Source organism: Vulcanisaeta sp. JCM 16161, assembly GCF_001316285.1.
Genome location: NZ_BBDO01000001.1, coordinates 40,005 through 62,076 on the forward strand (window position 1 = coordinate 40,005; position 22,072 = coordinate 62,076).

Below are 22,072 nucleotides of genomic sequence, written 5' to 3' on the forward strand. Positions count from 1 at the left end.
GAGGAAAAAATTAAGCCTTTTAGTGCTTGAGTAATTACTGATGTTTACATTAGCCGACGTTTATAGGGCCAGGCAGGTAATCAGTAAATACTTGGTGAGAACCCCACTTGTTTACTCACGTCAATTATCCAGGTTACTTGGTTTTGATGTTTATCTAAAGCTTGAAAATCTTCAACCAACTAGGGCGTTTAAGGTTAGGGGTGGCGTGTACTTTGCGATGATTAGGAAGGATGAGGCACAAAGAAAGGGGTTAATTGCTGCGTCCACGGGCAATCACGCACAATCCATTGCATATGCTGGTAAGTTAATTGGTGCTAGGGTCGTGATAGTGATGCCCGAGGGCGTGTCTAGGGTTAAGGTTGAGGCATTAAAGGACTTGGGTGCGAGATAGTATTTCATGGTAAGGTATTTGATGAGGCCCTGGACTACGCGATGAAGATGGCAGATAGGGAAGGCCTATTATTCGTGCATAGCACCAACGAGCCGCTGCTCTACCCAGGTTGGTACGATGCACCTGGAGGTTATTGAGGACTTACCCGATGTTGATGTGGTGATAAACCCAATAGGTGGTGGCTCAGGGGCTTCGAGCGCCGTCGTTGTATATAAATCCATCAATCCATCAATTAAGGTCGTAGCGTTCAGGCCGAGGGCGCGCCGAGTGTTTACTTATCGCTTAAGGAGGGTAGGTTAGTTTCCACGGGCTATGCTAGGACAATCGCCGAGGCTTGGCCACGGCTAGGGCTTATGAACTGCCCTTTAGTATATTGAGGGGTAGGATTGATGACGTTATTCTCGTTAGTGATGATGAGATGCTTAGGGCTATTAAGGAATTAGCCCTTAATGCTGGGCAGGTCGCCGAACCTGCGGGTGCGGCTGCCCTGGCCGCTGCAATGAAATTAAGGAGTCAGTTAATGGGTAAGAAGGTCGTGGTAATGGTGACTGGCGGCAATATTGACCCAGAACTGTTTATGAAGGCTCTTGAGAATTACTAGGTATATGAGGAGGATAGTTGTCCTGGGCTTTGTCTCACCACTGCATAGGGATAGAATTCCCGTAATTAAGGGCATTGATAAAACCATATCTAACACTGACGAGTTAAGGGGATTAAGCATTGGCGATGCGTTCGTCGTTGCCTTGATATTATCTGGCGGTGTTAGTCGCCTGGTTAGGGAGTTCGCGGAGGATTATGGCTTACGTAGGTTACTTCTTATTTCCCATCCAGGCCTTAATAGCCTTGCCTCAGCCTTGATGCAAAAGCCTACTTAGTGAGGTTGGGGTTGACTCAGGGATACTTCACCTTGAGGATCTGAGCCACATCGACCATGCGCTTAGGATCGCCAGGCTATAGCCTCCATACTAAGTATTAGGGTTGCCCTGCTCGGTGTTAGGGCTAAGGATAGTGTGGCCAGGACCTTTGAGGATAGGTTTGAGGCAAAGGTTGATGCTATACCATGGAGAGCCTTGAGGATATGATTAATAATGCTGATGAGAAATTGACCGCAGAGTTCATCAATTACATTAAAGGTAGGGTTAAGTTTGAGGTTGGTGATGAGAGGCTTAGGGACGTTGGTAGGATATACGCTGCCATGCGTGGTCTTTATGGTAAGTATGACGCCCTCGCCATTAACTGCTTCCCATACCTAATTAAGCATAGGGTCACACCATGTTTAGCGTTGGCTAGGCTTAATGAGGAGGGATTGATAGCAGCATGCGAGGCTGACCTAAGGGCTTTGTTCTCTATGGTCATTGCTAGGGAGTTAACTGGTTATAGTGGTTGGATCGCAAATACTAACCATATTGAGGGCAGTAAGGTCACAATGGCTCATTGCACAATAGCCCTTAACATGGTCGGAGATGCCAGGGTTGTAACCCACTTTGAGTCTGGATTTAACTATGGCTTAACTGGCAGGTTGCTGTTTAATGAGGTGACTGGGGTCTCGGTATCGAGCGATTTTAGGAGGATGGGTATCTTTAACGCCAGGGTTATTGAGTCAGGGTTACTGAGTGATAAAATGTGTAGGACGCAGGCCATACTTGACCTGGGTATTAACTCCTCGGTCATCCTTAGGCTGGCGCCGTATAATCACCACGTCATAATACCTGGCAATGCGGTTAAAGAGTTGGAGACCATAGCCGGCGTTCTCGGCATGGAAGTCGTTAAGTATACGCAATGAATCAGCATTCGCCCTTCATACCCTTTGGTGGCGTGACCCCCCTCTGACCCAGGTACCTGCCAGGTACTTCGCCTCACCAATTGTTTTCACTAAGACCACGTGTAGGAACCTCATGCCGGGCCTAAGGACCATGTAATTACCACTATTGTTTATTACCTCTATTGTCACGTTACCCTCAAAGCCCGCGTCGATTATTGTTGGTGGTACGCTTAAGCCATACCTGGCGAGGGTTGAACGTAGGTTGCAAAAGCCAACCACGTCCCTTGGAACTTCACGTACTCCATCGTCGTTAATAGGGCGAAGCTCCTTGGTGGTATGACTATCCTGCCATCCTTAGCCTCCACAATGCTGAATAGGTGCCTAGCGCTCTCTAGCTCGCACGGGTCTATTACCTGCCCATCGAAAGCGTATATCGCGTACTCAGTACCGACCCTAAGGTCAAGCCCGTTCTCCCTAACAACATCCTCACTGAAGGGCTCGATTGATAGGGCCCCGCCCCTAACAAGCCTTAGTATTTCGTCTCTCGTTAGTACGGCCATCAATTACTAACGAGTCTCGCGATTTATTTTTATTACCATGAAACACCACAGGTATTCCCCACGTATTACTCATCACTACTGGCTGGCAGGTACACCTGCTCCCACGGATACCTATTCCTATCCTTAACATCCCTTATCTCATCCAACTTCCTCATCATTGCCTTAAACTCGTCATAACTAATCTTCCTAAAGAGAGGTCTCACGTTACTAACCCTTGTACCTGGCCTTGGTGGTTCGTAGGCATCTGCCCAGGTTAATTTACCGAAGCCCGCCATTGACCATAGGTCCTCCATTGACTTAGGCATCACAGGCCATAGGCCTATTGACAAGGCCTTAACCATGTGCAGGGCGTTAAGCATGACCGCGCCAGCCTCGTCCTTATTACCCCTTATTAACTCCCATGGCTGCCTCTCATTTAAGTACCTATTACCGACTCTCGCGATCTCCACAATCTCCATCAACGCATCCCTAAGCTCAATCCTCTCATAATGCTCCTCAGCACTCCTGAAATGACCCAAGGCTCATCCCTATACCTAACATCGACATCCCTAAGCGACCCACTGGGAACTTCACCATTAAACCTTGTGCTTATGAACGTGAGTACTGTGTATGAAGTTACCAATTACATCATTTAGTATTGAGTTTATTACCTCAAGGGCCTGATGCCATGCAAAGCTCGTGTCCTTTCCCTCAGGTCTCTGGTAAATCAGTACGAACCTCCAGTAGTCAACGGGCATTAGAGCTAATGCCTCGTCGATCCAAATGCCAATCCTCTGGCTCTTGGAGAATTTCTTACCCTCGAATAATAGGTACTCCGTGGATGCTGTGGTGTAGGGCATCACGTATGGGTCCCCGGAGGCTATGAGCATCGCGGGTAGTAGTATCACGTGGAATGGAATGTTGTCCTTGCCCACGAAGAACACGACCCGTGTACTTGGGTCGAACCAATACTTCTTCCATTCATCCTCATTACCCTTATTCCTGAAGTACTCGATAGTCGCTGATATGTAACCGAGCACTGCCTCGAACCATACATATATTGTCTTATTATCGGCGCCGGGAAATGGGGCCTCAATGCCCCATTTATTATCCCTGGTGATTGCCCTTGGTCTTAATCCTTCCTTAAGCATTCCAAGGCTCATCTGCTTAGCATTCTCGGGAAGCGCCGTGTTCCCCTCAACGTATTCCTTAACCTTGTCCTCAAGCTTCGTTAAGTCTAGATACCAATGCCTGGTCTTAACCCAGATTGGCTTAGAACCGCATATCGCACACCTTGGGTTTATCAGTAGTTTCGGCTCAAGGAGTCTACCGCAGTTCTCGCATTGGTCTCCACGTGCCTTATCATACCCACAGTATGGGCATGTACCTATTATGAACCTGTCCGGTAGGTAAATCCTGTCCTTTGGGCAGTAAGGCACTTCATCCTCCTTGGTGATTATGTACCCGTTGTTGTAGAGCTTCATGAAGAATTCCCTAACGAACTCCTTATGCACTGGAGACTCTGTCCTCGTGTAATTATCGAAACTAATCTCCCATAGCTCAAACAACCTCTTCACAATTTCGTGCATCCTATCCGTTAAATCCCTAGGCTTAACACCCAACTGCAGCGCCTCAACCTCTATCGGCGTTCCGTGCTCATCAGAGCCAGACACAAAAAACAACGTCATCCCCCCTAAGCCTAAGGTACCTGGTAAAGACGTCGGCAGATAATACAGAACCAATTAGATTACCCAGGTGAGGCACTGCGTAGATGTACGGCCATGCAGAGCCTATGACCCACCTTCTCTTAGCATTTCCAGGTTGGTCACCTTCACCACCAAATGGCACAACGTAGACCAGAAATTTAAGTTTTAAGGATTTACTAAGAGAAATTACTCAACCTTAATCTCAAATCCCTTCTTGCCCGAACTCTTCTTCTTCAGTTCCACTGTTAATACGCCATTCCTATACGTAGCCTTTGACTGGTTTGGATCAACCTCGGCCGGCAGGTCAACCTCCTTATAGTACTTCCTATCGCTATCCCTAGCACTTATGATCAACTTCTTGCCATCCTCAGTAACCCTAATGCTTATTTTATCCTTATCAACGCCAGGCATGTCCATTATAACCTTTATCGAATCCTCCTCCTCAATAACGTCGGTTAGCGGCTCAATATCCTCCTCGATGATTGGCCTCTCGCCCTTCGGCCTGACATTACCGAATTCCTTAATCCTAGGCTTCCCGTCAGCCTATGGATATCTCAAAGCCATAGTAATAATACTTAGGTCTTGCCCTGCCTCCACGCCTTTCTTCCTCTGGCGTAACTCCTCTCATCATTCTCTCCATCTCCTCCTCCATCTCTCGCTCAAGCTCCTCAAAGTACTTCTGAATTCTCTTGAACCAGTTGTCAATGTCCTCGAACCACGACATACAAGAACAAAAACAATATAGTCTTAATAAACCTTTATTGCCCTTCCAACTCAACCTCAGGCTTCTCCTCGGCGCTTACCCTCATTCTCTTAATCATTCTCGTTATCTCACCAGCCACCTTATTGCGGACAGACTTACTCGGAATATCTGCTAACTCAGCAACTGCCTTTTTATTCGCCTCAAAATCATCGCTAAATCTATCCGGGTAAACCTCAAGCAACCTCCTCGCAAGGCTCTTTATATACCTTGGTCTTACACGCCCCATTGACCAGTCGTACTCTTAACCCCCTTTAAAATCTTATGTTATGTACGTAATGTTAATGCTTTTAATAACTGGTTTAGGCGTTATTATTGCCGTGAGTAACGTAAGGATTAATATTATGGAACCAATACTAAGGCCCATCTACTTCTTAACTGGATTTGCGGGCATAGGCATGGTTGGTTACTTGGTCGTCCAGCACCTGTCCAATGCCCTTAACTGCCGTAGGGTTGGGTTCATAGAGATGCCCAGGGAGCCTCCATTGAGTGCGTACATCATTAGTACGAATATGCTCTCAACACCTGGCGAGATTTATTACTGCCCAGGGACTGATTTTACGATCTCCGTAATACACTGGATGGCGACTTCATGACGAAGTATGCGCATGATGTTGTTAAGGCGCTCGCCCGCTGGGTGTACATTAATGGTTTTAAGGAGGCAATACTCTTTGGTGGGCTTGATAATAGGCTGAGGGGTGAGGACCTGGATTTGTTGAGGGTTGCCGTAACCACAGAGTATAGGAGCAGGCATTCGCTGGGTAAGGTTAAGCTCATGGAACTTAACTACGCAATGGTTGGGCCACTGGCACTATTAATGAATGAGTTCGAGAGGTTGGGCGTGCCCGCCATCTCAATACTACCGTATGCCGAGCCATTCCGTGCAGACCCAAATGCGGCTATCGTTGCCATTCAATTCCTAAAGGAACTAACCGGCGTTGAGGTTGACGTTAGTAGATTAAGGGAGTTGGCCGACATGATTGATAAGGAAATTAAAGAGTTACAGGAGAGCATGAAACGTAGAGAGGGACCTCCGCACTACATTTGATTACTGCATTGGATACCGCCCACCTCCTTTACGATCCAGGGTATTAATGAATATAGTTCCTGCCTCGTCCTAGCTTCAAGCACCGTCATACCTCTAAAGCCCAGGTTGGTAAATTCATTAATCAATTTCTCATGGCTCTCCTTCACGACTATTATGGCGTCCGTGAACCCCCTATCCCGTAATTTCGCTAGGTATTTACGTAGCAAGTGGCGGGATAGTGAACGTAGGTAGTTCGGGACTGGCTCCGGGTACTCATGCTGTGATAGTGGGTATATTTCACTTATTTCGTAGGGTATTGGTCCTAGGACAGGGTTATTTATCACCACATGAACCCTACTAAGTAAGTTATTAGTTGATAATTGTTCTATTAACCAGTAGACTAATGAATCCCTTATGTATGGTCTATCAAGGAGCTCACCTGGCAATACCAAGACTATGCATCCCTGTGGCGGCTCATAGTTATTGAAGAGTCTCTCAATATGCCTAATAATTTCGGGCCTATGCAGGGACTCTACGGATGTTATGTGAAGAGCCTCACACGCCCCGACTCATCTGGTACCACCTTCAATAAAGCCCTCAGGCCCCTCCTCAGGGCCATTAATGCTGATTTAACCCTTGCATCGCCACCAGCCTTCTCCTCTAGGTATTCCCAAAGCGTTCCCTCCCTAATCCTGGTCTTGATCTCCTGAATCTCCTCCCATAGTACGTATAGGTTATGAATCGCTAATAATCTCTCACGCTCAGCCTTATTCATGCTCATCAACTCCTTAACACTATACTTCCTACACACAGGGCAGTTGCAGGGTATCCTATCAACCTTAACCTCACTAAGTCTCATCGTCCTGTCCCTAAGGATGACCCTGTCATCACGAGCATAGAGCACGTAACTCGCTGAATCAAATAGGTCAATGCCCATGGCAACAGCGAAGGGCAGTATTAATGGATGACCAGCCCCAAAGAGGTGTACCGGCTTACCCGGCGGTAGCCTCTCCTTCACTACGGCTATCATCCTCATTATCGTCAAGAAATCGTACTCCTCAAGCAATGTTGTTGGGCTACCGATGGCGTAGATATCGAAGTTCAACTCGCTCATCTTCATGGCTGAGTAACTAAGTACGTCAAGCTTATCACCCCCCTGCACCGGGCCCACAATAAGCATCTTATGTTCGGGGTCCCAGACCCTAGCCTTAACAAGGGCTGCCCTGGCCCTCCTCAGGGTCTCCTCAACCTCAAGCATTACAATGTTCCTGGGCCTGCCCCACTGGGTCGGTATATCGAGTATCACGCCTATGTCCGTACCTATGTCGATCTCGTACTTAAGAATCTCGTCTGGGGATACCTCGACCTTACCATACATAAGCAGTTGATATGCGCCTGAGTCGGTCATGATTGGTTTATCCCAATTAAGCAGTTTATGCACGCCAACCTCTCTGACTAGGTCGCCATAATGTCTCTTGAGCAGGTAGGCATTAGTTATTACTTGGTTAAAGCCCACATCAGCAATGTCACTCAGCGGCACCACCTGCTTCACGGGATTTATCACCGGGAATAAGGCTGGGGTTTCTATGATTCCGGACTTAGTCCTTAACCTACCAATCCTCCCAGCTAAGTCCTTCTCTAGTATTTCAAAGGACATTGAGGGAACTACTGCATGGGTGGAATTGCTCTAAAAAAAATGTATTCATCACGTGGTTTTAGTTCGTTAATCAAGCCCTCCGTTTAGACATAAACTCATCAAACAACTCCTTAACGCGCTTGGCTAGTGGCCCTGAACCCTCAACGCCCGCCGTCGTAACCTTAACATTACCCACCTGCACCACGTTTGCCTCCTCGACATACTTAACCATGCCAGGGAAGTACTTGTCTATGTACCTGGCGAACTCCCTGAGATCCACAAACTCCTGAACAAGGACTATGTCCACTATGGCGTGGCTCATTACCAGCACTCGGGAAAACCTCTCATTCTTATTATTGACGGCGTCCACAAGCATTATGTTTAACGAGCTGTCTATGCCCACGAGCATTCCCTGGTATGTAGTGCCTGTGCTTGTGGTTACCCTAACCTCCTTATTAACCATGTTAAGCAATTCCGCATTAAACCTTCTGGTTGCGTCGGCGAGTAACGACATAGTTAATCATGATTACATAAGATAAGCTTTTTTTAGTATTTTTCCTTACCGCAGACCAATGCAGTTAAGTGGTGATTTCAGGGTAATGGATGTTAAGGGCACGGATTACAGGGGTGTTGTAAGGCTTGAAATGAGTAGTGGGTCCGGGATATCCCTAGCCCTTGAATACCCAAGGGATGCCGTCGGTGTCGATATTAGGCAGGGGGATAATGTCAGGGTCAGTATTAGTAATGAGAAGGACCCGAATTACGCGTCAAATTGGGATGTTTACATGAATGGTGTTGTGTATTACGTGGGTGAAAGTGTCGTTAAGATATCGATAGGGGGCTTGATAATGGACGTTAATAATTTTAAAAATGACGTTAAGGTTGGCGAGAGGGTTTACATTGGTTTGAAGGTGTTGAGGTAAGCTGAAAGTTTCAGTAAACCCCCACACTCCACTGGAGTTTAGTAATCCTGAGCTCTTTAGCATATAAACACTGGACTTATTAATAACGAGAATGAACATCATTACGCCATGCAATGCCCCTACTGCGGAAGTTTAAGAATAATTGAGAGGGATGGGCAATACGTATGTGCGGATTGCGGTACAGTTATTGGTTCTGTATACGTTTACGATACGTATACACAATCATCACCATTAATAGATGGGGAAGAGATTGACCTATCGCCAATTTGGAAGTCCGTGGAGAAAAGCGTAAGGAGAAGTGGTGAGGTGAGGTTAAGTATCTATAAAAGGTTGAGGGCAATAAATGAGTTATTCAGGGTAAGGCGTGAGAGCTACTCAATGTATAGGGCGTATGACTGCATGTTATTCATTGCGAGATCCTTCGGTATTGGTAATGAGTATGTTGAGGAGGCTAAACTTATTTTTAGGAAAATGCTGGTAAATAGGAGTTCGTCATCGGCTACGTATTATGAGGCGGCCATTGCAGCGATGCTGTACGTGATACTGTCGCATAATTTACCCGTGAGTACCAAGCAGGTAATAAATACGTGTAGGTCGAGGGGTCATAAACTAACCTTTGAGGCGATAAGGAATTCCCTGGCCATTACCGGGGTTAGGTATAACCTGAGGGATAGGATACTATCGCATATAAAGTCGGGACTTGTTAAGTTACTCGGTGATTCCTGGGTCACGGTTTATCTTGAGGCTGAGAAATTACTTGATTCATTAAGGAAGTCCGTAATTCAGTCAAGAAGTCCACCAATACTGGCCGCAGCCATCATTTACTGCGCGAGTAAGAGACTTGGTTATAAGTTTAGGGTTGAGGATGTGGCTAAGGTTCTTCAAGTCAGTCAATTCACCCTGAGGGATTACGCGCGTAAGCTATGCCCTGATTAATGTGTAGCCAATACCGGTGAATTGGTCATGAGAATTCCTGAGCCATTATTAAACATACCCAGCGGCAGGGAAGCACTGCTGATTAAGTTAGTGACTGCTCATCAAATCCTGAATTGCATTAAATGCCCATTAGTTAGTGGGTGTGCTTTCACGAGGAATCTTTCGAACATGGCTATGGAGGGTAAGATTGACATAGACGCTGTTGAAACACTAAGCGCCTGTGAATTATCGAATTTAAAGGCCATACTTAATACCGTACGTAAATCAAGCAATGATAAGGAGTTCATAAATAGGCTCCTCAATTCATTGGTTAAGGAGGGTGCCAAGTCTCATTTAAGAATAGAATTGTTTAAGGAGGGTTCCATCATCGCAATGGATGGGTTCTCATTAGTAATTGATAATGTCAGGTCAGTATATGGGCAATCCATGGCCCTCTCTTTCAACCCGATAATTAATGATAGCGAATGTGCAATTGAGGTTCATAGGACTAATAATGGTTATTTAAGTTACTTAATCGAATTGGTGAGTAGGGTTGTTCCTAATAATGAGTATTCTCTATCATCGTTATTATTATCAAGGAGAAATTTCTATCCCTATTTATTGAGGACCAGACCCTCAGGTCATCGATAATGCTCGCCAGCCTAGCTTAGGTGATTTAGCGCCAATTATCTTGGATCAGGAGGTTGAGGATATATTCATAACCCAGGACTCGATATACATTAATCATAGTAGGTATGGAGTTTGCAGGGTCATCAATATTGATGCTCAAGCCATTGCCAGGCAATTCCTTAAGATTGCAAATATAAGCGGTGTTAGGGTTTCTGTAGACAACCCAAGCGGTAAATTCTCAATCACGATAAGCAATAAGAAGCTTAGGGTCTCCGTCGATAGGTGGCCCCTTGTCGAGGGCTTGTCCGTACACGTGAGGCTCCACAAGAAGCCCTTTACAATTAATGAGTTAATTAACCTGGGTTCAATAAGTGTTGAGGAGGCGGGTAAATTAATCATGGCGCTGCGTGATGGGCTTAACATACTAATAATGGGTCCTCCATCAAGTGGCAAAACGACATTGTTAAATGCCCTGGATATGGCGCTACCCCTGAACCTAAGGAGGATATACATTGATGAGGCTGATGAATCTCTGGAATTACCAACACCAAGCGTTAAGGTTAAGTCAATAATCGGTAAGACTGAGGAGGTACTTAAGTCATTGCATAGGGGTTATGGAGTACTAATAATTGGTGAGTTGAGGGAGAGGGATCACTTTGAGGCTTTGGTTCATGGCATTAATGCAGGTCTCCAGGTATTGGGCACCACACATGCAGATGGTGTTGAATCACTAATGAATAGGTTGAGGACCTTCTCGCTGAATGAATTGATTGACCTGGGCAGATTTGTACTGGTGACGATGGAGAGGGTTGATTCTAAACGTCGGGTTAAGTCCATTACCTATCCGAAGGGCTTTAACCCAGGGAGACGGGAAATAAGTGCGGTAATTAATGTACTAATGAGTTTGGGTAATACCGTTAATAATGACTATGTTGAGTATTCAATTCAGTTAAACAAGCTATTGAATAGTGTTGGTGATGGTAATGAGCCTAAATGAATACCTACTGGGCAATGCCAGGGCTAGGGCTCAGGAAGTAATTGATTCACTTGATAAGTCATTAACGATCATCGTAGGCATAACATCAATAGGCCCCATAGCCCTATTCATATTCTCCACGTTGGTAAACCCATACCTCTCCCTCTTAATACCCCTCTTTGTGACTCTTATGACAATTGTAATTAGGAGAATATTCCTCAGGTTTAAGAGCAGGCTTAATAGCGAGTTATTAAGTTCTATGAATGCCCAGGATAACTTTGCGAGTGAGTTATTAAGTGGTAATGGTTCGTTAATAATGAGCATCCTCGGGATTAATGATTCGCGTAAGTGGGTTCACCTACTGAGGTCTCTATACGATGTTCATGATGACGTTCTCGACTCCATATTATCCAGGGAATTGCAGGGTGATCTCTCAATGAGCGAGCTAAGCCTTGCTAGGCATGTGTTGGCGCTAAGGTATGCGAGTGATAAGATGTCAATTAGTGCGTTGAGGAGGGGCTTGAGAACGGTAATGCTCAGCTATTACATACTACTTTTCGCAATACCGGCGGTGGCGAAGTCTCTTCAATTCCTTGGAATTCACTGGAACGTTCTTTTTATAATTTCAATTCAGGTAATAATATCGATAATGATAATCATCTTCATGAGAATCATGAGGAGGGAATTTAACGTTGATGTTAGTATATACATGCCCCTTACAGCAATCGTTTTAAGTATAGTATTGAGCTTAATACTTTTGACCTTAGTCAAGTGATGAGCTTGAACCTCCACTTTCGCTTTTACCCTCCTCGCCCTCCTTCTTCTCCTCCTTCTTCTCACTCTCAATCTTACTGGCAGCAATTATCTCATCAATCCTCAAAACCATCGTTGCAGCCTCAACGGCGGCCTTCAAAGCTGCAACTTAACTGTTAATGGCTCAATGACGTCCAACGACCACATGTCAGCAACCTTGCCTGTGAAGGCGTTAATACCGTACTTCCACCCATCCTCCTTACTCTCATGTATGTGCCTGAGCTCGGTTAGTACATCAACAGCGTCAAGACCTGCGTTCTCGGCGAGAGTCTTTGGTATTACCTCAACGGCATTTGCAAAGGCCTCGACCGCGTACTGCTCCCTACCGCCAACCTTAGCCGCGAACTGTCTAACGACCTTAGCAACCTCCATCTCCGGCGCACCGCCACCAGGTAATACGTAGGGCTCCTCAATGACGTCAGAAACCACACTAAGGGCATCCGTTAGGTTCCTCTCAGCCTCATCAACGAGTCTCTCAAAGCCACCCCTAATTAGTATACTGACGGCCTTCGGGTTCTTGCACTGCTCGACGAATACCATCTTCTCATCTCCAACCCTCCTCTCCTCAACAAGGCCCGCGAAGCCTAGGTCCGCCTCCGTCATGTCCTCAATGTTTGTCACCAACCTACCGCCCGTTGCCCTAACGAGCTTCTCAATGTCGCTCCTCTTAACCCTCCTAACAGCCAGGATACCGGCCTTGGCCAGGTAGTACTGGGCCATGTCATCGATGCCCTTTGTCGTGAAGACGGCGTTAACTCCAAGCGCCTTGAATTTGTCAACATATGACTTTAATATATTCTCCTCCTCATCGAGGAATGCCCTTATCTGGTTGGGGTCATTAATCCTAATCTCAGCGTCAATCTCGGGCTTCTCAACCTCAAGTGGTGCATCGAGTAATGCAATCTTGGCATTAACAACCCTCTTGGGCATTGCAGCATGGACGACCTCCTTATCAATCACGATGCCATAAACCAACTGCGTATCCTCAAGGGCACCACCGTGCTTCTTAACAATCTGCACATTGTCCAGGTCCGCAACCCACTCTCCATTCCTCTCCTCAGCAACCTGTAGCATCGCCTTAACGGCTAACTCCGCGAAGTAGTCCTTTACTGTCTCGCTTATCTTACCATGCATTGCTGTGGACGCCACCTTCTTAAGCGTTGCAACGTCATCCCTCTTCACAGGTACTGCAATCTTCCTTAGGTGCTCGGTGGCTACGTCAAGTGCCTTCTTAAACCCTGAAACCACGACTGTTGGGTGTATGTTCTTATCAAGCAGCTTCTCAGCCTCCTCAAGTAATGCACCGGCCAGTATTACTGCCGTTGTTGTTCCATCACCAACCTCGTCATCCTGCGTCTTAGAAATTTCAACGAGTAATTTACCAATTGGGTGCTGTACATCCATCTCATCGAGTATCGTTGCTCCATCATTTGTAATGGTTATGTCGCCAAGGCTGTCAATGAGCATCTTATCCATGCCCTTAGGACCAAGTGTTGACTTCATAACCTCAGCAACAGCCTTGGCGACCATTATGTTTATCCTCATTGCCTCCTTACCAAAGGCCCTTTGAGTTCCCTCCTTCAATACCAGTACTGGCACACCACCGATCTGTGCTAGATATGCCTGTGTACCGCTGCTCATCGGCGACTCCGTAAAGCACTTCTATAAAAACCTTTCTTTACCATGAAGGTTAACCCATGCATCACCACACCAATAAGTTGCTTAAATCAAGGGCATTCGACTTAAGGACATCCCCTGCATTAACAACGGGTTTCATGAACCTATCAAGATCGTCAATACCAATCCTCGGGCATGCGGTATTCACCACGGCATCCACGGGCAGGTTATTAACGTAATCAGGCGAAACCTCATTTAAGTCAATAATCACGAACTCTTTACCCAACCTCCTTAACCTATTAACCAACGCTTCAATTAAGTCAGGCCTATATTGGCCGGGTTTCCTCGAAATAACAATACCCACAGACCTTGCACTATTAAAATCCTGAATAGCCTTAACCTTCATTGCTAGGTACCTGCGGTATACATTATCCACGTTCTCAACCACGCCCCTAAACACGTCGAATAGGTAAACGGTTGTCTGCGGTTTTAATAACTTAAATGTCAGTGGATAGAAATACCCAGAGCCTATGAATAGGACCGTACTCGGTATTGGAAAGTTTATGAAGCAGCCGGTTATGGGGCCAGGCGCTATTGGTGCATTAAGCGTTTCAGCGATCTCCTGGGCATAAAACTTATACGGTAATGAGTATGCTATGAAGGGATTAATACCTAACTTAATGAAATTACTAAGGGCATCCCTAGCCCTGCTTAATAGTTCAGGCCTTGGTTCGTAATAAATGGCTGAGAATAATACCGTAGGTCCATTCTCAACCTCAATAATAATAACGTCACTAAAATCTCTTCTTCTCACCCTGAAATTACCACTTATTATACGAATAATATTAGGTGGCAATGCATGACCTAAATGAATTACATATTGATAATCACCCACCACCGAGAAATCACAAGCCCCCCAAACATTCTGGCCGCTCAGGTATGCCCTATAGCCTTATCATTTAGGTACCGTACTACCTCCAACCCAACGTTCTTAAACCCAAGGGGAGTCTCGACAAGAACTTTTACATTAACCTTATCCCTGCTCAAAACTCCCTCAATGTCTCTAAGTGGTAGTAAGTACGCACCCAACACCTCCGTTAAATTATTGCTATGATTCACGGAATACCATCACCTTATTAAATAATATATAAATAAATTTTGTGCGTTCTAAATGGTCCATCGACGACGATGGAATTTACAGGTCTCCAACCAGGCACCTCAAAGTCGTGACTAACCACCCGGGAACCACGCCTAAGCTCCCTACTTAATTTCGGCCTTAGTTTCTCATTAATGTCACTGCCCAAGTATAATGTCACTACATCAGCTATTGAATAATCAAAGTCGAAAAGATCACCCCACACAACGTACGCCCTACCCCTCAGTCCTAACCTCTCAAAGGATTCAATGCAGGATCTAACGAGTGCTGGGTTAATCTCAATGCCTATACCAATGGCGTTAAACATCGTGACCGCCAATGTAATGATACCGCACTCACCAGCGCCTGGATCAACAACAACCTCCCCAGGTCTCACATTGGCTAATTTGAGCATTTCAATTGCAACATCACGTGGCGTGGGTACATAAGGTACGGTCATACCCATATTCCCTCTTTTATTTAAAGGAAAAGAATTTAAAGGCGTGCTCATATCGAGGTCTTAGAACCCAAAGCCATGTCCACAACAACCCAGTTGGAATATGAAAGGTTAAATGGGGTGATCGGTAAGCACGTGTATGGTAATTTATACGGGGTTGACCCGAATATTCTAAGTGATGAGAAATTCCTACGGTCATTAGTAATAAAGGCCGCCGAAGTGGCTAATGTCCATTTAGTCGAGGTAAAGTCGTGGAAGTTCATTAACGGTGATAAGGAGGGAGTGAGTGTACTGGCATTGGTGGTGGAGAGTCACATAGCAATACATACATGGCCTGTCTATAGATTCGCCACGGTTGACGTTTACACATGCGGTGATCATAGCATGCCTGACAAAGCATTTAATTATATCGTTAGTGTTCTTAAGCCGAGGAGATACGTTGTTAATTATGCAGATAGATCAAGCGAATAATAATTAATTCAAAAATATAAATTAATAAATTTTTTAATATTTAGATAATGGCATTATGATGTTGGCGCAGGTATACATCTAAGAATTCTAATTGCAGTCTTAACATCATCGGCTGTTACCGTTTTTCTTCCAGCATGTCTCGCCAATTCTATGCTCTTTGAGGCTATATCAAACGCAATATATTCAAGGATATCTCTCAATGCTTGTATTGCATCTTCACCCACTCTTTCAGCACCTGCCTTATGGAAAATTCTATCTATTGGTGCCAGTGGTAATTCTGGCATTAATGATATTCTTTAGGGATTAATATTTAAGGATTTTTCCTCTTTCTACACACAAGAAATTACGTGCGTATTAAAGGCCAATATCTTCTAATTTATATGTTAATGTTGCGAATTTCGTTTTGTATAAGTAAAAGATCTTACCGCAATTATTGCAACGGCATGCAATTATGAAGTTCTCACTACCCCTCCTACTTAGGAATTGCACCATTGCCCAATTATTCATGCCGCAGTATGGCAGGTAATTACCATCATTTATCACCGAGGAAATCCATTAAATTGCGCCTGTTATTAATACTATCTCTAGCCTTCTTATCCTCCTTATTATCGGTGTCGCCCCTGCTATTATTCACCTCCTTAATGGCCTCATCTATTGGAATCACCACGCTATTCTCCTCATCGCCATACTTCGTGGTTAGTACCTTCCTAACAAGGCTAACTATGCCCTCATTTATATTATCAACCTTCCTAGTCCATTGCCCTAAATTATTCAATGCATCAAGTGGTGTTCCAAAGACCCTTAGTAATGCCTCTGCCCTCTTCGGACCTATGCCTGGTAATGATGATAGGAACTGAATCTGGGCGTCCCTGATCGTCTCACCCCTCTTAACTGGAACAGCCTTAATGCCTTTACTCCCTGCTCTTTCTGCCAATGACTTCAGGGTATACGCCGTACCCTCCTCATCAGGTGTGTATAATACCCTGATGCCCATGTCAACCAACATACCCAACGCGCCAAGCACAGAATGCTTATGCACATCTCTCCTATTCAGGGCCCTCCATAGGTCACCTTCAACGATTACGTAGGCTTTACTAAATGCATGTAATAATTCCCTGCCTTGTTCGAATAACCTACCATCGACTATCGATGATATGAAGTCCATAGCCCTCTTACGCTCAACACCGATGTCATTTGGTAATACGTAATCACCAATGTCGAGTTTACGAGGAATGACACTGCAGCCCAACCTCTTAACCCATTTAATGACCTCCTCAGCCGTTTCGTACTCCCGCGAATCAACTATTATAACGCAATCCACAGAATCCCCAATTTAATGAGTTAAGAGAACTAATTAATTTACCTAATCCACATTAAGCCCCTCCATGGACCTCCTCGGAAACTACCATGTAAATGCCGAATAACGTCACGACAATCCCAACAATGGTTAACGCCTGAGGAATCTGGTGAAATATTACTAATGCGAGTATTGAGCTCCAATAGGTTCGCCTAGTGTTGATGTGGTTACTGTTATGGCCCTTGAATACCTAAGGGAATAATTCAATAATGTGTGGCCAAGCAGCATTGGGCCGAGTACAATCATTGATATGTAAAACCAGGTATATAGTGGGTATGGCCAGAACCTGGTATGCATTATCAAGCCAACAATCAGTGTTGTTACTGCCGAGACGCTATAGACGGGTACTGTGTATGTCGCTAGAGAGGCCCTAACCCTAATGAACCTACCGACCAGGAAATACACGGCACCCGACACGGCGCCTGCAAGTGCGAGTAGGTCACCAATTAATGCCTTCATACTCACGTAAAATTCAGGTACTGTGATTAATACAATGCCTAGGAAAGCGGTTAGAGTTCCCATTATTGAGCGTTTACCAACCCTTTCGCCAATTAGTTTACCCATGGCCAATGTAAATATTGGGTATGTTGAGACTAACGTGGTGCTTGCAGCCACCGTGGTTAGGTATAGGCTCTCAATCCAGGTCATGAAGTGCGTTGCCAATGCAACGCCACTTATAACCATTAGCACCAGCTCATTCATTGACGGTGTATACGCATTGTTCTTCCTTTCAATCACGAGTAACGGCGATAGTACGGCCGCGGCTATCGCGGTTCTCCAAAAGGCCACGGCTATTGGTTGGGCACCGGATAATAATATTAGTATTGAGGCCCAGGATATTGCCACCACCGCTACCGCGAGCACAAGATAGTACTTAATTGCCATAAATCACTTCTGGATTAACAAGTATCAAGTTTTAAATGCATTAACAATGCACTATCCCCAGCGTGGGCATGAAATTTATAAATTAGCATGAGCATTATCAAAAAAACGTGGTTAAGGTACCTATAAGGCTTGTTAGTTGGGACGAAATAGCCGAGTGGGCCAGGTTATTATCGATGAAAATAAAGGACTCGGGTTGGTTACCGGATATTGTGGTTGCGATAGCCAGGGGTGGGTACGCACCGGCTAGGCTCGTCTGTGATTACCTAGGTATCACCGACCTAATTAGTCTTCAGGTTGTTCACTGGCCATCAACGGCTCAGGTGGCTGAGAAGGCGTACATTAAGTATCCCCTATCCGTTGACTTAAGTGGTAAGAAAGTCCTTGTGATTGACGATATAGTCGATACTGGTGATTCCATACAGTTGGCTAAGGAGCACATAGAACGTAATAACAGGAATGTTGAGGTGAGGACCGCAGCCTCCAGTGGATATCAACCGTCGCCAAGTTCAAGCCTGATTACTGGGCTATTGAGGTCAGGGATTGGACGTGGTTTGTCTATCCATGGAACATTACCGAGGACACCACGAACTTCATAAGAAGAGTACTTATTGAGGAGTCCAGGGGTGGTAAGAGGGAGTGGACGTTAAACGAGATAGTTAGTAAGATGGTTGATTGGTACGGCGATGAGATTCTCAAGGTTAAGGTAACCTACATAGATCTGGCCCTCAGGAACCTGGAGAGGCAGGGTGTAATCACCAGGACGTATAAGGATGGTGTTGAGCATATAGTGCTTAAGGCATGACTAATCAAGGCGAGAGAGTAATCATTTTTAAAGCCCACGATTAGCAAATCATGAATGCTAACACAGGAGGAGAGAATAAGGGCATCCATAATAGGTAGGGTGGGGAGACTCAGAATATACCTATACCTAATCCTACTACTGCTTTTCCTAGCGGCCTACTTCCTAGCTATGCCGTGAAACCCAGCCAGCAATTTGCGTCTCAGGTCAACCAGGAAATTAGCCAGGAGCAGTCAATGATTAATAAGTTATCATCAATATCGCAGATCGCAGCCTTCTCCTACAGGTTAACTAACCTAATGATGTCGTTGGGTCCATCGTTAATACCGCTATTTGGTATTTGGAATACAGCTGAACAGTGGGTCTATGCCGGTATAGCCACGAATGCCGTGTCCAGCAATATCGCCATATCAATAATGGCCGAGACGGTACTGTTAACGCTCATAATCGCCATACCCTCGACGGATGGTTTACTCCTAACACTATCACTAATTAATTACGGAAGGGATAGGAATTTCAAAGACCTGGCGGTACTCTCTTTACGCTGGTACATAATGTCCGTAATCCTAGCCATAGTATTCCTAGTACTATTTGCAGCAATACCATGATTTCAAACCAGGTTCTTCGGTTCAACACGCCTAAACTCAAGGCCATACTGCCTCAGGTAATGATAGGCCGCGGATGATATGGAGGGCGCCACGAGAATACCCCTAACGTTTTTGCCCTCCTTCTGGCTTAGGTGTTCTACGTAACGCTTAAGCTGATTAACAGCCTCGGGGCCTGCCTGATTTCTCTTACACTCAATAACCACTAGGTTGCCCCTGGAGTCCTTAGCCAGCAGGTCTATGTCGCCAACGATTGTGTGATACTCCCTGGCAATTATTTGCAGCCCATCCTCAACAATGCCCGGATTACTCACTATGGCATTTACCAAGTCCTCCTCAGTGCCAAAGACCCTGTAATTTAACGTGACGCCAAGCCTCACGCACTCACGAGCCTAATCACGGGCACCTCGACAACCACGATCTCCCTCGGGCTAGCCCTAACGCTCCTGAGTGTTAGCACGCCGAGGTTTATTGAGGCATATAACGTGGATGGTGGTGGGTTCCAAAGCCTGGGCTTCTCCTTATTGGACTCGTGGACCATGAACGTTCCATCAGGCTTTGAAATGACTAGTCTAGGCATTAAGTCCTCGAGCTGTGACTTTGCCCTGCCCTCGTAGGATGCCGTCATGTCCCCATAAACGAGTATTACATGAGTGCTCTTCCTAAGGTTAATTAGCCTAAGAGCCTCGGTTGGTGATGGATCAACTAAGTACTCAAGGTCTGGCGCCGCTTCTTTGTTAATAAAACTTGTGAGATCCATCTAATGCACTTATTGTTAAATGCATAAGAACTTTCTCTTCACTCGTTATTTCGTATACTCAACATCATCCTCACTTATTAACTCCAGCTCAAAGTTTAGGTCATAAAGAATCTTGGCGATATCAAATGTGCTGAGTCTTAATGGGTTAATGATTATGTTAAGCGTATTATTCTCAATCCAGATATCAAGGGGCTTAATCGCTTTCTGAGCATTCTCTAAATTACCTAGCTTAATTAATCTAAACCTGTAATACCTGGCGTATGCCGTGCACCCGTTATCAAGGGCTTTATTGGTGAAGTCCACATCATCATCTATCATTACGAGCGCTCCCTCATTACTTAGATTAATTATGTTTACATCTCTATTCTTAACAACGTTATCAAAGCACTTCCTCCACTTAATTAGGTAGACCAGATTCATTGATTAATCATCTTTTCAATAAACTCCTTAACCCTACGGATATCGCCCTCCTCAATCTCTATTAGGCTTAGGGCATTACGTAGTATGGCATTAAGTTCATCTTTAGTTACTGAATTAATCTCATTAAGTTCAGTCATTATGTAATTAATCACGGCCCTAGCAGCCAATCCCCTCAGGCCAGCTTGCATGTTCTTTAATTCCCTTAGTAACTCATTGCTATGCATCGAAATCGAAGAGATTATGAGAAATGGTACTTTTAACACTTTTTACTAACGAAAGCCCATCACTGTCTCTTATCAATGGGTACGTAGGGTACATCATGAGGCCCTACATAGCATGCCCTAGGCCTAAATAGTCTGTGCTGGTCTAGGTACTCAATGGCGTGGGCAGCCCACCCAACTACCCTCGACATCGCAAATATTGGTGTGTAGTATTCATAGGGTATGCCTAGTAGGTACATTGCTATGCCGCTCCAGAAGTCGATGTTCGGGTAAAGCTTCTTAGGAGCCAACTTCTCAAGGACCACCTTCTCCACCTCCTCGGCAATCCTGTACCACGTCATGTTACCCTTAGCCTCACTAAGCTGTTTAACAAGTTCCTTATAGATCCTGGCCCTCGGGTCATAGGCCTTATACACCTATGACCGACACCCATCAATCTCTTACCCTCAGCAAGCAGTTTTTCCACGTATGGCCTAGCATTCTCTGGCTTCCCAATCTCCAGGTACTGCTTCATTGCAGCCTCATTCGCACCACCGTGAAGTGGACCCTTTAACGCCGCTATGCCAGCCGCAATCGCTGAATATAGGTCCGTCCATGTTGATATTGCGACTAGAGTCGCGAATGTTGATGCAGGTACTTCATGGTCAATGTGAAGGACCAAGTAAAGGTCTATTGCCTTTGTTGATGTTTCATCGGGTTCCTTGCCAAACATCATGTATAGGAAGTTTGCGGCGTGGCTTAGGTCCTTCCTAGGTGGAACAATGTCCAAGTCTCTACTTGCTCTGTAATGTGCGGCTATCATTATTGGTAAGGCGGATGTTAATTTAATGGCTCTCCTGAGATTGGCTCCTTACTATAATCATTTGGATTTTCGTCGAAAGCCCCCAGGGCGGCTACTCCAGCCTCAAGTGCGTGCATTGGGTGTGCCTTAACCTTACCTAAGGTGGTCACTATGGAATATACCTCACTAGGCAGGTCCCTATATGAGGCTAGTAGTGCCTGAAGTCATCAAGTTCCTTCCTATTGGGTAATTTACCGTATAGTATTAAGTACGCAACCTCCTCAAAGGTTGAATACTTAGCTAGGTCATCAATTCTATAACCCCTATACCAAAGAATGCCATTCTTACCATCAATATCGCTTATGGTAGTGGTCTTTACAAGGACATCTTCAAGACCGTGAATTATAGGCCCACAGGGACTTTGAATAACTTTACCACTCGTTTGGATTTTTACTTCTTTAACCTCTTCACTCATACGTCCCTAGT

At 45.3% G+C, this 22,072-nt stretch carries 26 protein-coding genes and 8 pseudogenes; 14 read left to right on the forward strand and 20 right to left on the reverse strand.

Annotation, left to right across the window (positions count from 1 at the left end):
* Positions 1-40: 40 nt before the first annotated feature.
* The 5 genes from JCM16161_RS00230 to JCM16161_RS13465 all read left to right on the forward strand — a co-directional run bounded on the left by JCM16161_RS00230 (position 41) and on the right by JCM16161_RS13465 (position 2,174).
* Positions 41-391, forward strand: coding sequence for a pyridoxal-phosphate dependent enzyme (locus tag JCM16161_RS00230; protein ID WP_054854637.1), 351 nt, complete (start codon positions 41-43; stop codon positions 389-391).
* A gap of 117 nt (positions 392-508) precedes the next feature.
* Positions 509-691 carry a hypothetical protein gene (locus tag JCM16161_RS00235; protein WP_054854638.1) on the forward strand — a complete coding sequence of 61 codons (183 nt, stop codon included), beginning with the start codon at positions 509-511 and terminating at the stop codon, positions 689-691.
* A gap of 34 nt (positions 692-725) precedes the next feature.
* Positions 726-992, forward strand: a complete 267-nt coding sequence (locus JCM16161_RS00240; RefSeq protein WP_054854639.1) for a pyridoxal-phosphate dependent enzyme — start codon at positions 726-728, stop codon at positions 990-992.
* Positions 993-996: 4 nt separating this feature from the next.
* Positions 997-1,266, forward strand: coding sequence for a hypothetical protein (locus JCM16161_RS13460; RefSeq protein WP_243668262.1), 270 nt, complete (start codon positions 997-999; stop codon positions 1,264-1,266).
* A 185-nt stretch (positions 1,267-1,451) separates the two neighbouring features.
* The gene (locus JCM16161_RS13465) at positions 1,452-2,174 is read left to right on the forward strand and encodes a hypothetical protein (RefSeq protein WP_243668263.1); all 723 of its coding nucleotides are present in this window, start codon (positions 1,452-1,454) and stop codon (positions 2,172-2,174) included.
* A 1-nt stretch (position 2,175) separates the two neighbouring features.
* Here JCM16161_RS13465 and dcd read toward each other — a convergent pair.
* The 5 genes and pseudogenes from dcd to JCM16161_RS00265 all read right to left on the reverse strand — a co-directional run bounded on the left by dcd (position 2,176) and on the right by JCM16161_RS00265 (position 5,387).
* Positions 2,176-2,713, reverse strand: a pseudogene (gene dcd, locus JCM16161_RS00250) (dCTP deaminase).
* Positions 2,714-2,778: 65 nt separating this feature from the next.
* A complete protein-coding gene (locus tag JCM16161_RS13470) occupies positions 2,779-3,231 on the reverse strand; it encodes a class I tRNA ligase family protein (RefSeq protein WP_243668264.1) in 453 nt (150 codons plus the stop codon).
* A 44-nt stretch (positions 3,232-3,275) separates the two neighbouring features.
* Positions 3,276-4,540, reverse strand: a pseudogene (gene metG, locus JCM16161_RS00255) (methionine--tRNA ligase); the annotation flags it as partial.
* A gap of 44 nt (positions 4,541-4,584) precedes the next feature.
* Positions 4,585-5,122, reverse strand: a pseudogene (locus tag JCM16161_RS00260) (Hsp20/alpha crystallin family protein).
* Positions 5,123-5,156: 34 nt separating this feature from the next.
* Positions 5,157-5,387 (reverse strand): 30S ribosomal protein S17e, encoded by a 231-nt coding sequence (locus tag JCM16161_RS00265; protein ID WP_054854640.1) that lies wholly within the window; start codon positions 5,385-5,387, stop codon positions 5,157-5,159.
* A gap of 169 nt (positions 5,388-5,556) precedes the next feature.
* Between JCM16161_RS00265 and JCM16161_RS00270 the strand changes: the two are divergent.
* Positions 5,557-6,206 (forward strand): annotated as a pseudogene (locus JCM16161_RS00270) (PAC2 family protein).
* On the opposite strand, the gene JCM16161_RS13475 reads toward JCM16161_RS00270, so the two are convergent.
* The 3 genes from JCM16161_RS13475 to JCM16161_RS00280 all read right to left on the reverse strand — a co-directional run bounded on the left by JCM16161_RS13475 (position 6,197) and on the right by JCM16161_RS00280 (position 8,335).
* Positions 6,197-6,637 carry a hypothetical protein gene (locus JCM16161_RS13475; protein ID WP_243668265.1) on the reverse strand — a complete coding sequence of 147 codons (441 nt, stop codon included), beginning with the start codon at positions 6,635-6,637 and terminating at the stop codon, positions 6,197-6,199. The pseudogene JCM16161_RS00270 and the gene JCM16161_RS13475 overlap by 10 nt on opposite strands.
* Positions 6,638-6,726: 89 nt before the next feature.
* Positions 6,727-7,842, reverse strand: a complete 1,116-nt coding sequence (gene tgtA, locus JCM16161_RS00275) for a tRNA guanosine(15) transglycosylase TgtA (RefSeq protein ID WP_243668266.1) — start codon at positions 7,840-7,842, stop codon at positions 6,727-6,729.
* Between the two features lie 70 nt (positions 7,843-7,912).
* Positions 7,913-8,335, reverse strand: coding sequence for an Lsm family RNA-binding protein (locus JCM16161_RS00280; protein ID WP_054854641.1), 423 nt, complete (start codon positions 8,333-8,335; stop codon positions 7,913-7,915).
* Positions 8,336-8,393: 58 nt separating this feature from the next.
* Between JCM16161_RS00280 and JCM16161_RS00285 the strand changes: the two genes are divergently transcribed.
* From JCM16161_RS00285 to JCM16161_RS00305, 5 genes are all read left to right on the forward strand, one after another.
* Positions 8,394-8,744 (forward strand): hypothetical protein, encoded by a 351-nt coding sequence (locus tag JCM16161_RS00285; protein ID WP_054854642.1) that lies wholly within the window; start codon positions 8,394-8,396, stop codon positions 8,742-8,744.
* 108 nt (positions 8,745-8,852) lie between these two features.
* A complete protein-coding gene (locus JCM16161_RS00290) occupies positions 8,853-9,680 on the forward strand; it encodes a transcription initiation factor IIB family protein (RefSeq protein ID WP_054854643.1) in 828 nt (275 codons plus the stop codon).
* Between the two features lie 27 nt (positions 9,681-9,707).
* Positions 9,708-10,310: a hypothetical protein gene (locus JCM16161_RS00295; protein WP_054854644.1), complete on the forward strand. Its 603-nt coding sequence runs from the start codon at positions 9,708-9,710 to the stop codon at positions 10,308-10,310.
* 40 nt (positions 10,311-10,350) lie between these two features.
* Positions 10,351-11,286, forward strand: a complete 936-nt coding sequence (tadA, locus tag JCM16161_RS00300) for a type II/IV secretion system ATPase subunit (RefSeq protein WP_054854645.1) — start codon at positions 10,351-10,353, stop codon at positions 11,284-11,286.
* Positions 11,273-12,040, forward strand: coding sequence for a hypothetical protein (locus JCM16161_RS00305; protein ID WP_054854865.1), 768 nt, complete (start codon positions 11,273-11,275; stop codon positions 12,038-12,040). Before tadA ends, JCM16161_RS00305 begins: the two co-directional genes overlap by 14 nt.
* On the opposite strand, the pseudogene JCM16161_RS00310 reads toward JCM16161_RS00305, so the two are convergent.
* From JCM16161_RS00310 to JCM16161_RS00320, 4 genes and pseudogenes are all read right to left on the reverse strand, one after another.
* Positions 12,029-13,719 (reverse strand): annotated as a pseudogene (locus JCM16161_RS00310) (TCP-1/cpn60 chaperonin family protein). The gene JCM16161_RS00305 and the pseudogene JCM16161_RS00310 overlap by 12 nt on opposite strands.
* Positions 13,720-13,780: 61 nt before the next feature.
* Positions 13,781-14,590, reverse strand: coding sequence for a diphthamide synthesis protein (locus JCM16161_RS00315; RefSeq protein WP_243668267.1), 810 nt, complete (start codon positions 14,588-14,590; stop codon positions 13,781-13,783).
* A 38-nt stretch (positions 14,591-14,628) separates the two neighbouring features.
* The gene (locus tag JCM16161_RS13480) at positions 14,629-14,814 is read right to left on the reverse strand and encodes a hypothetical protein (protein WP_243668268.1); all 186 of its coding nucleotides are present in this window, start codon (positions 14,812-14,814) and stop codon (positions 14,629-14,631) included.
* A gap of 17 nt (positions 14,815-14,831) precedes the next feature.
* Positions 14,832-15,296, reverse strand: coding sequence for a hypothetical protein (locus JCM16161_RS00320; protein WP_054854646.1), 465 nt, complete (start codon positions 15,294-15,296; stop codon positions 14,832-14,834).
* A gap of 69 nt (positions 15,297-15,365) precedes the next feature.
* Between JCM16161_RS00320 and speD the strand changes: the two genes are divergently transcribed.
* A complete protein-coding gene (gene speD, locus JCM16161_RS00325; protein ID WP_054854647.1) occupies positions 15,366-15,758 on the forward strand; it encodes an adenosylmethionine decarboxylase in 393 nt (130 codons plus the stop codon).
* A gap of 53 nt (positions 15,759-15,811) precedes the next feature.
* Here the strand turns inward: speD and JCM16161_RS00330 are convergent, their stop codons facing one another.
* From JCM16161_RS00330 to JCM16161_RS00345, 4 genes are all read right to left on the reverse strand, one after another.
* Positions 15,812-16,042 (reverse strand): histone family protein, encoded by a 231-nt coding sequence (locus JCM16161_RS00330; RefSeq protein WP_013336951.1) that lies wholly within the window; start codon positions 16,040-16,042, stop codon positions 15,812-15,814.
* A 70-nt stretch (positions 16,043-16,112) separates the two neighbouring features.
* Positions 16,113-16,301 (reverse strand): hypothetical protein, encoded by a 189-nt coding sequence (locus JCM16161_RS00335; RefSeq protein WP_054854648.1) that lies wholly within the window; start codon positions 16,299-16,301, stop codon positions 16,113-16,115.
* Positions 16,291-17,079: a hypothetical protein gene (locus JCM16161_RS00340; protein WP_054854649.1), complete on the reverse strand. Its 789-nt coding sequence runs from the start codon at positions 17,077-17,079 to the stop codon at positions 16,291-16,293. Before JCM16161_RS00340 ends, JCM16161_RS00335 begins: the two co-directional genes overlap by 11 nt.
* Positions 17,080-17,235: 156 nt before the next feature.
* A complete protein-coding gene (locus JCM16161_RS00345) occupies positions 17,236-18,000 on the reverse strand; it encodes a DMT family transporter (protein WP_243668269.1) in 765 nt (254 codons plus the stop codon).
* Positions 18,001-18,107: 107 nt separating this feature from the next.
* Here JCM16161_RS00345 and JCM16161_RS00350 point away from each other — a divergent pair.
* A pseudogene (locus JCM16161_RS00350) lies at positions 18,108-18,802 on the forward strand (phosphoribosyltransferase).
* A 233-nt stretch (positions 18,803-19,035) separates the two neighbouring features.
* Positions 19,036-19,407, forward strand: coding sequence for a hypothetical protein (locus JCM16161_RS00355; RefSeq protein WP_243668270.1), 372 nt, complete (start codon positions 19,036-19,038; stop codon positions 19,405-19,407).
* A gap of 2 nt (positions 19,408-19,409) precedes the next feature.
* Here the strand turns inward: JCM16161_RS00355 and nucS are convergent.
* From nucS to JCM16161_RS00375, 4 genes and pseudogenes are all read right to left on the reverse strand, one after another.
* Positions 19,410-20,032: pseudogene (gene nucS / locus JCM16161_RS00360) on the reverse strand (endonuclease NucS).
* Positions 20,033-20,209: 177 nt separating this feature from the next.
* Positions 20,210-20,584 carry a hypothetical protein gene (locus JCM16161_RS00365; protein ID WP_054854650.1) on the reverse strand — a complete coding sequence of 125 codons (375 nt, stop codon included), beginning with the start codon at positions 20,582-20,584 and terminating at the stop codon, positions 20,210-20,212.
* Entirely contained in the window at positions 20,581-20,808 is a 228-nt protein-coding gene (locus JCM16161_RS00370) for a hypothetical protein (protein ID WP_054854651.1), read from the reverse strand. Before JCM16161_RS00370 ends, JCM16161_RS00365 begins: the two co-directional genes overlap by 4 nt.
* 59 nt (positions 20,809-20,867) lie before the next feature.
* Positions 20,868-22,061, reverse strand: a pseudogene (locus JCM16161_RS00375) (citrate synthase/methylcitrate synthase).
* Between the last annotated feature and the right edge of the window lie 11 nt (positions 22,062-22,072).

Excerpts from the sequence above, each read along its gene's own strand:
- JCM16161_RS00235 (WP_054854638.1), top strand. The coding sequence starts at position 509 with ATGCACCTGGAGGTTATTGAGGACTTACCCGATGTTGATGTGGTGATA.
- JCM16161_RS00330 (WP_013336951.1), bottom strand. The coding sequence starts at position 16,042 with ATGCCAGAATTACCACTGGCACCAATAGATAGAATTTTCCATAAGGCA.
- JCM16161_RS00280 (WP_054854641.1), bottom strand. The coding sequence starts at position 8,335 with ATGTCGTTACTCGCCGACGCAACCAGAAGGTTTAATGCGGAATTGCTT.
- tgtA (WP_243668266.1), bottom strand. The coding sequence starts at position 7,842 with ATGTCCTTTGAAATACTAGAGAAGGACTTAGCTGGGAGGATTGGTAGG.
- JCM16161_RS00295 (WP_054854644.1), top strand. The coding sequence starts at position 9,708 with ATGAGAATTCCTGAGCCATTATTAAACATACCCAGCGGCAGGGAAGCA.
- JCM16161_RS00320 (WP_054854646.1), bottom strand. The coding sequence starts at position 15,296 with ATGGGTATGACCGTACCTTATGTACCCACGCCACGTGATGTTGCAATT.
- JCM16161_RS00370 (WP_054854651.1), bottom strand. The coding sequence starts at position 20,808 with ATGCATAGCAATGAGTTACTAAGGGAATTAAAGAACATGCAAGCTGGC.
- JCM16161_RS00230 (WP_054854637.1), top strand. The coding sequence starts at position 41 with ATGTTTACATTAGCCGACGTTTATAGGGCCAGGCAGGTAATCAGTAAA.
- JCM16161_RS00355 (WP_243668270.1), top strand. The coding sequence starts at position 19,036 with ATGATTAATAAGTTATCATCAATATCGCAGATCGCAGCCTTCTCCTAC.
- JCM16161_RS00290 (WP_054854643.1), top strand. The coding sequence starts at position 8,853 with ATGCAATGCCCCTACTGCGGAAGTTTAAGAATAATTGAGAGGGATGGG.
- JCM16161_RS00285 (WP_054854642.1), top strand. The coding sequence starts at position 8,394 with ATGCAGTTAAGTGGTGATTTCAGGGTAATGGATGTTAAGGGCACGGAT.
- JCM16161_RS00265 (WP_054854640.1), bottom strand. The coding sequence starts at position 5,387 with ATGGGGCGTGTAAGACCAAGGTATATAAAGAGCCTTGCGAGGAGGTTG.
- JCM16161_RS13465 (WP_243668263.1), top strand. The coding sequence starts at position 1,452 with ATGGAGAGCCTTGAGGATATGATTAATAATGCTGATGAGAAATTGACC.
- speD (WP_054854647.1), top strand. The coding sequence starts at position 15,366 with ATGTCCACAACAACCCAGTTGGAATATGAAAGGTTAAATGGGGTGATC.
- JCM16161_RS00345 (WP_243668269.1), bottom strand. The coding sequence starts at position 18,000 with ATGGCAATTAAGTACTATCTTGTGCTCGCGGTAGCGGTGGTGGCAATA.
- JCM16161_RS00305 (WP_054854865.1), top strand. The coding sequence starts at position 11,273 with ATGAGCCTAAATGAATACCTACTGGGCAATGCCAGGGCTAGGGCTCAG.
- JCM16161_RS00365 (WP_054854650.1), bottom strand. The coding sequence starts at position 20,584 with ATGAATCTGGTCTACCTAATTAAGTGGAGGAAGTGCTTTGATAACGTT.
- JCM16161_RS13460 (WP_243668262.1), top strand. The coding sequence starts at position 997 with ATGAGGAGGATAGTTGTCCTGGGCTTTGTCTCACCACTGCATAGGGAT.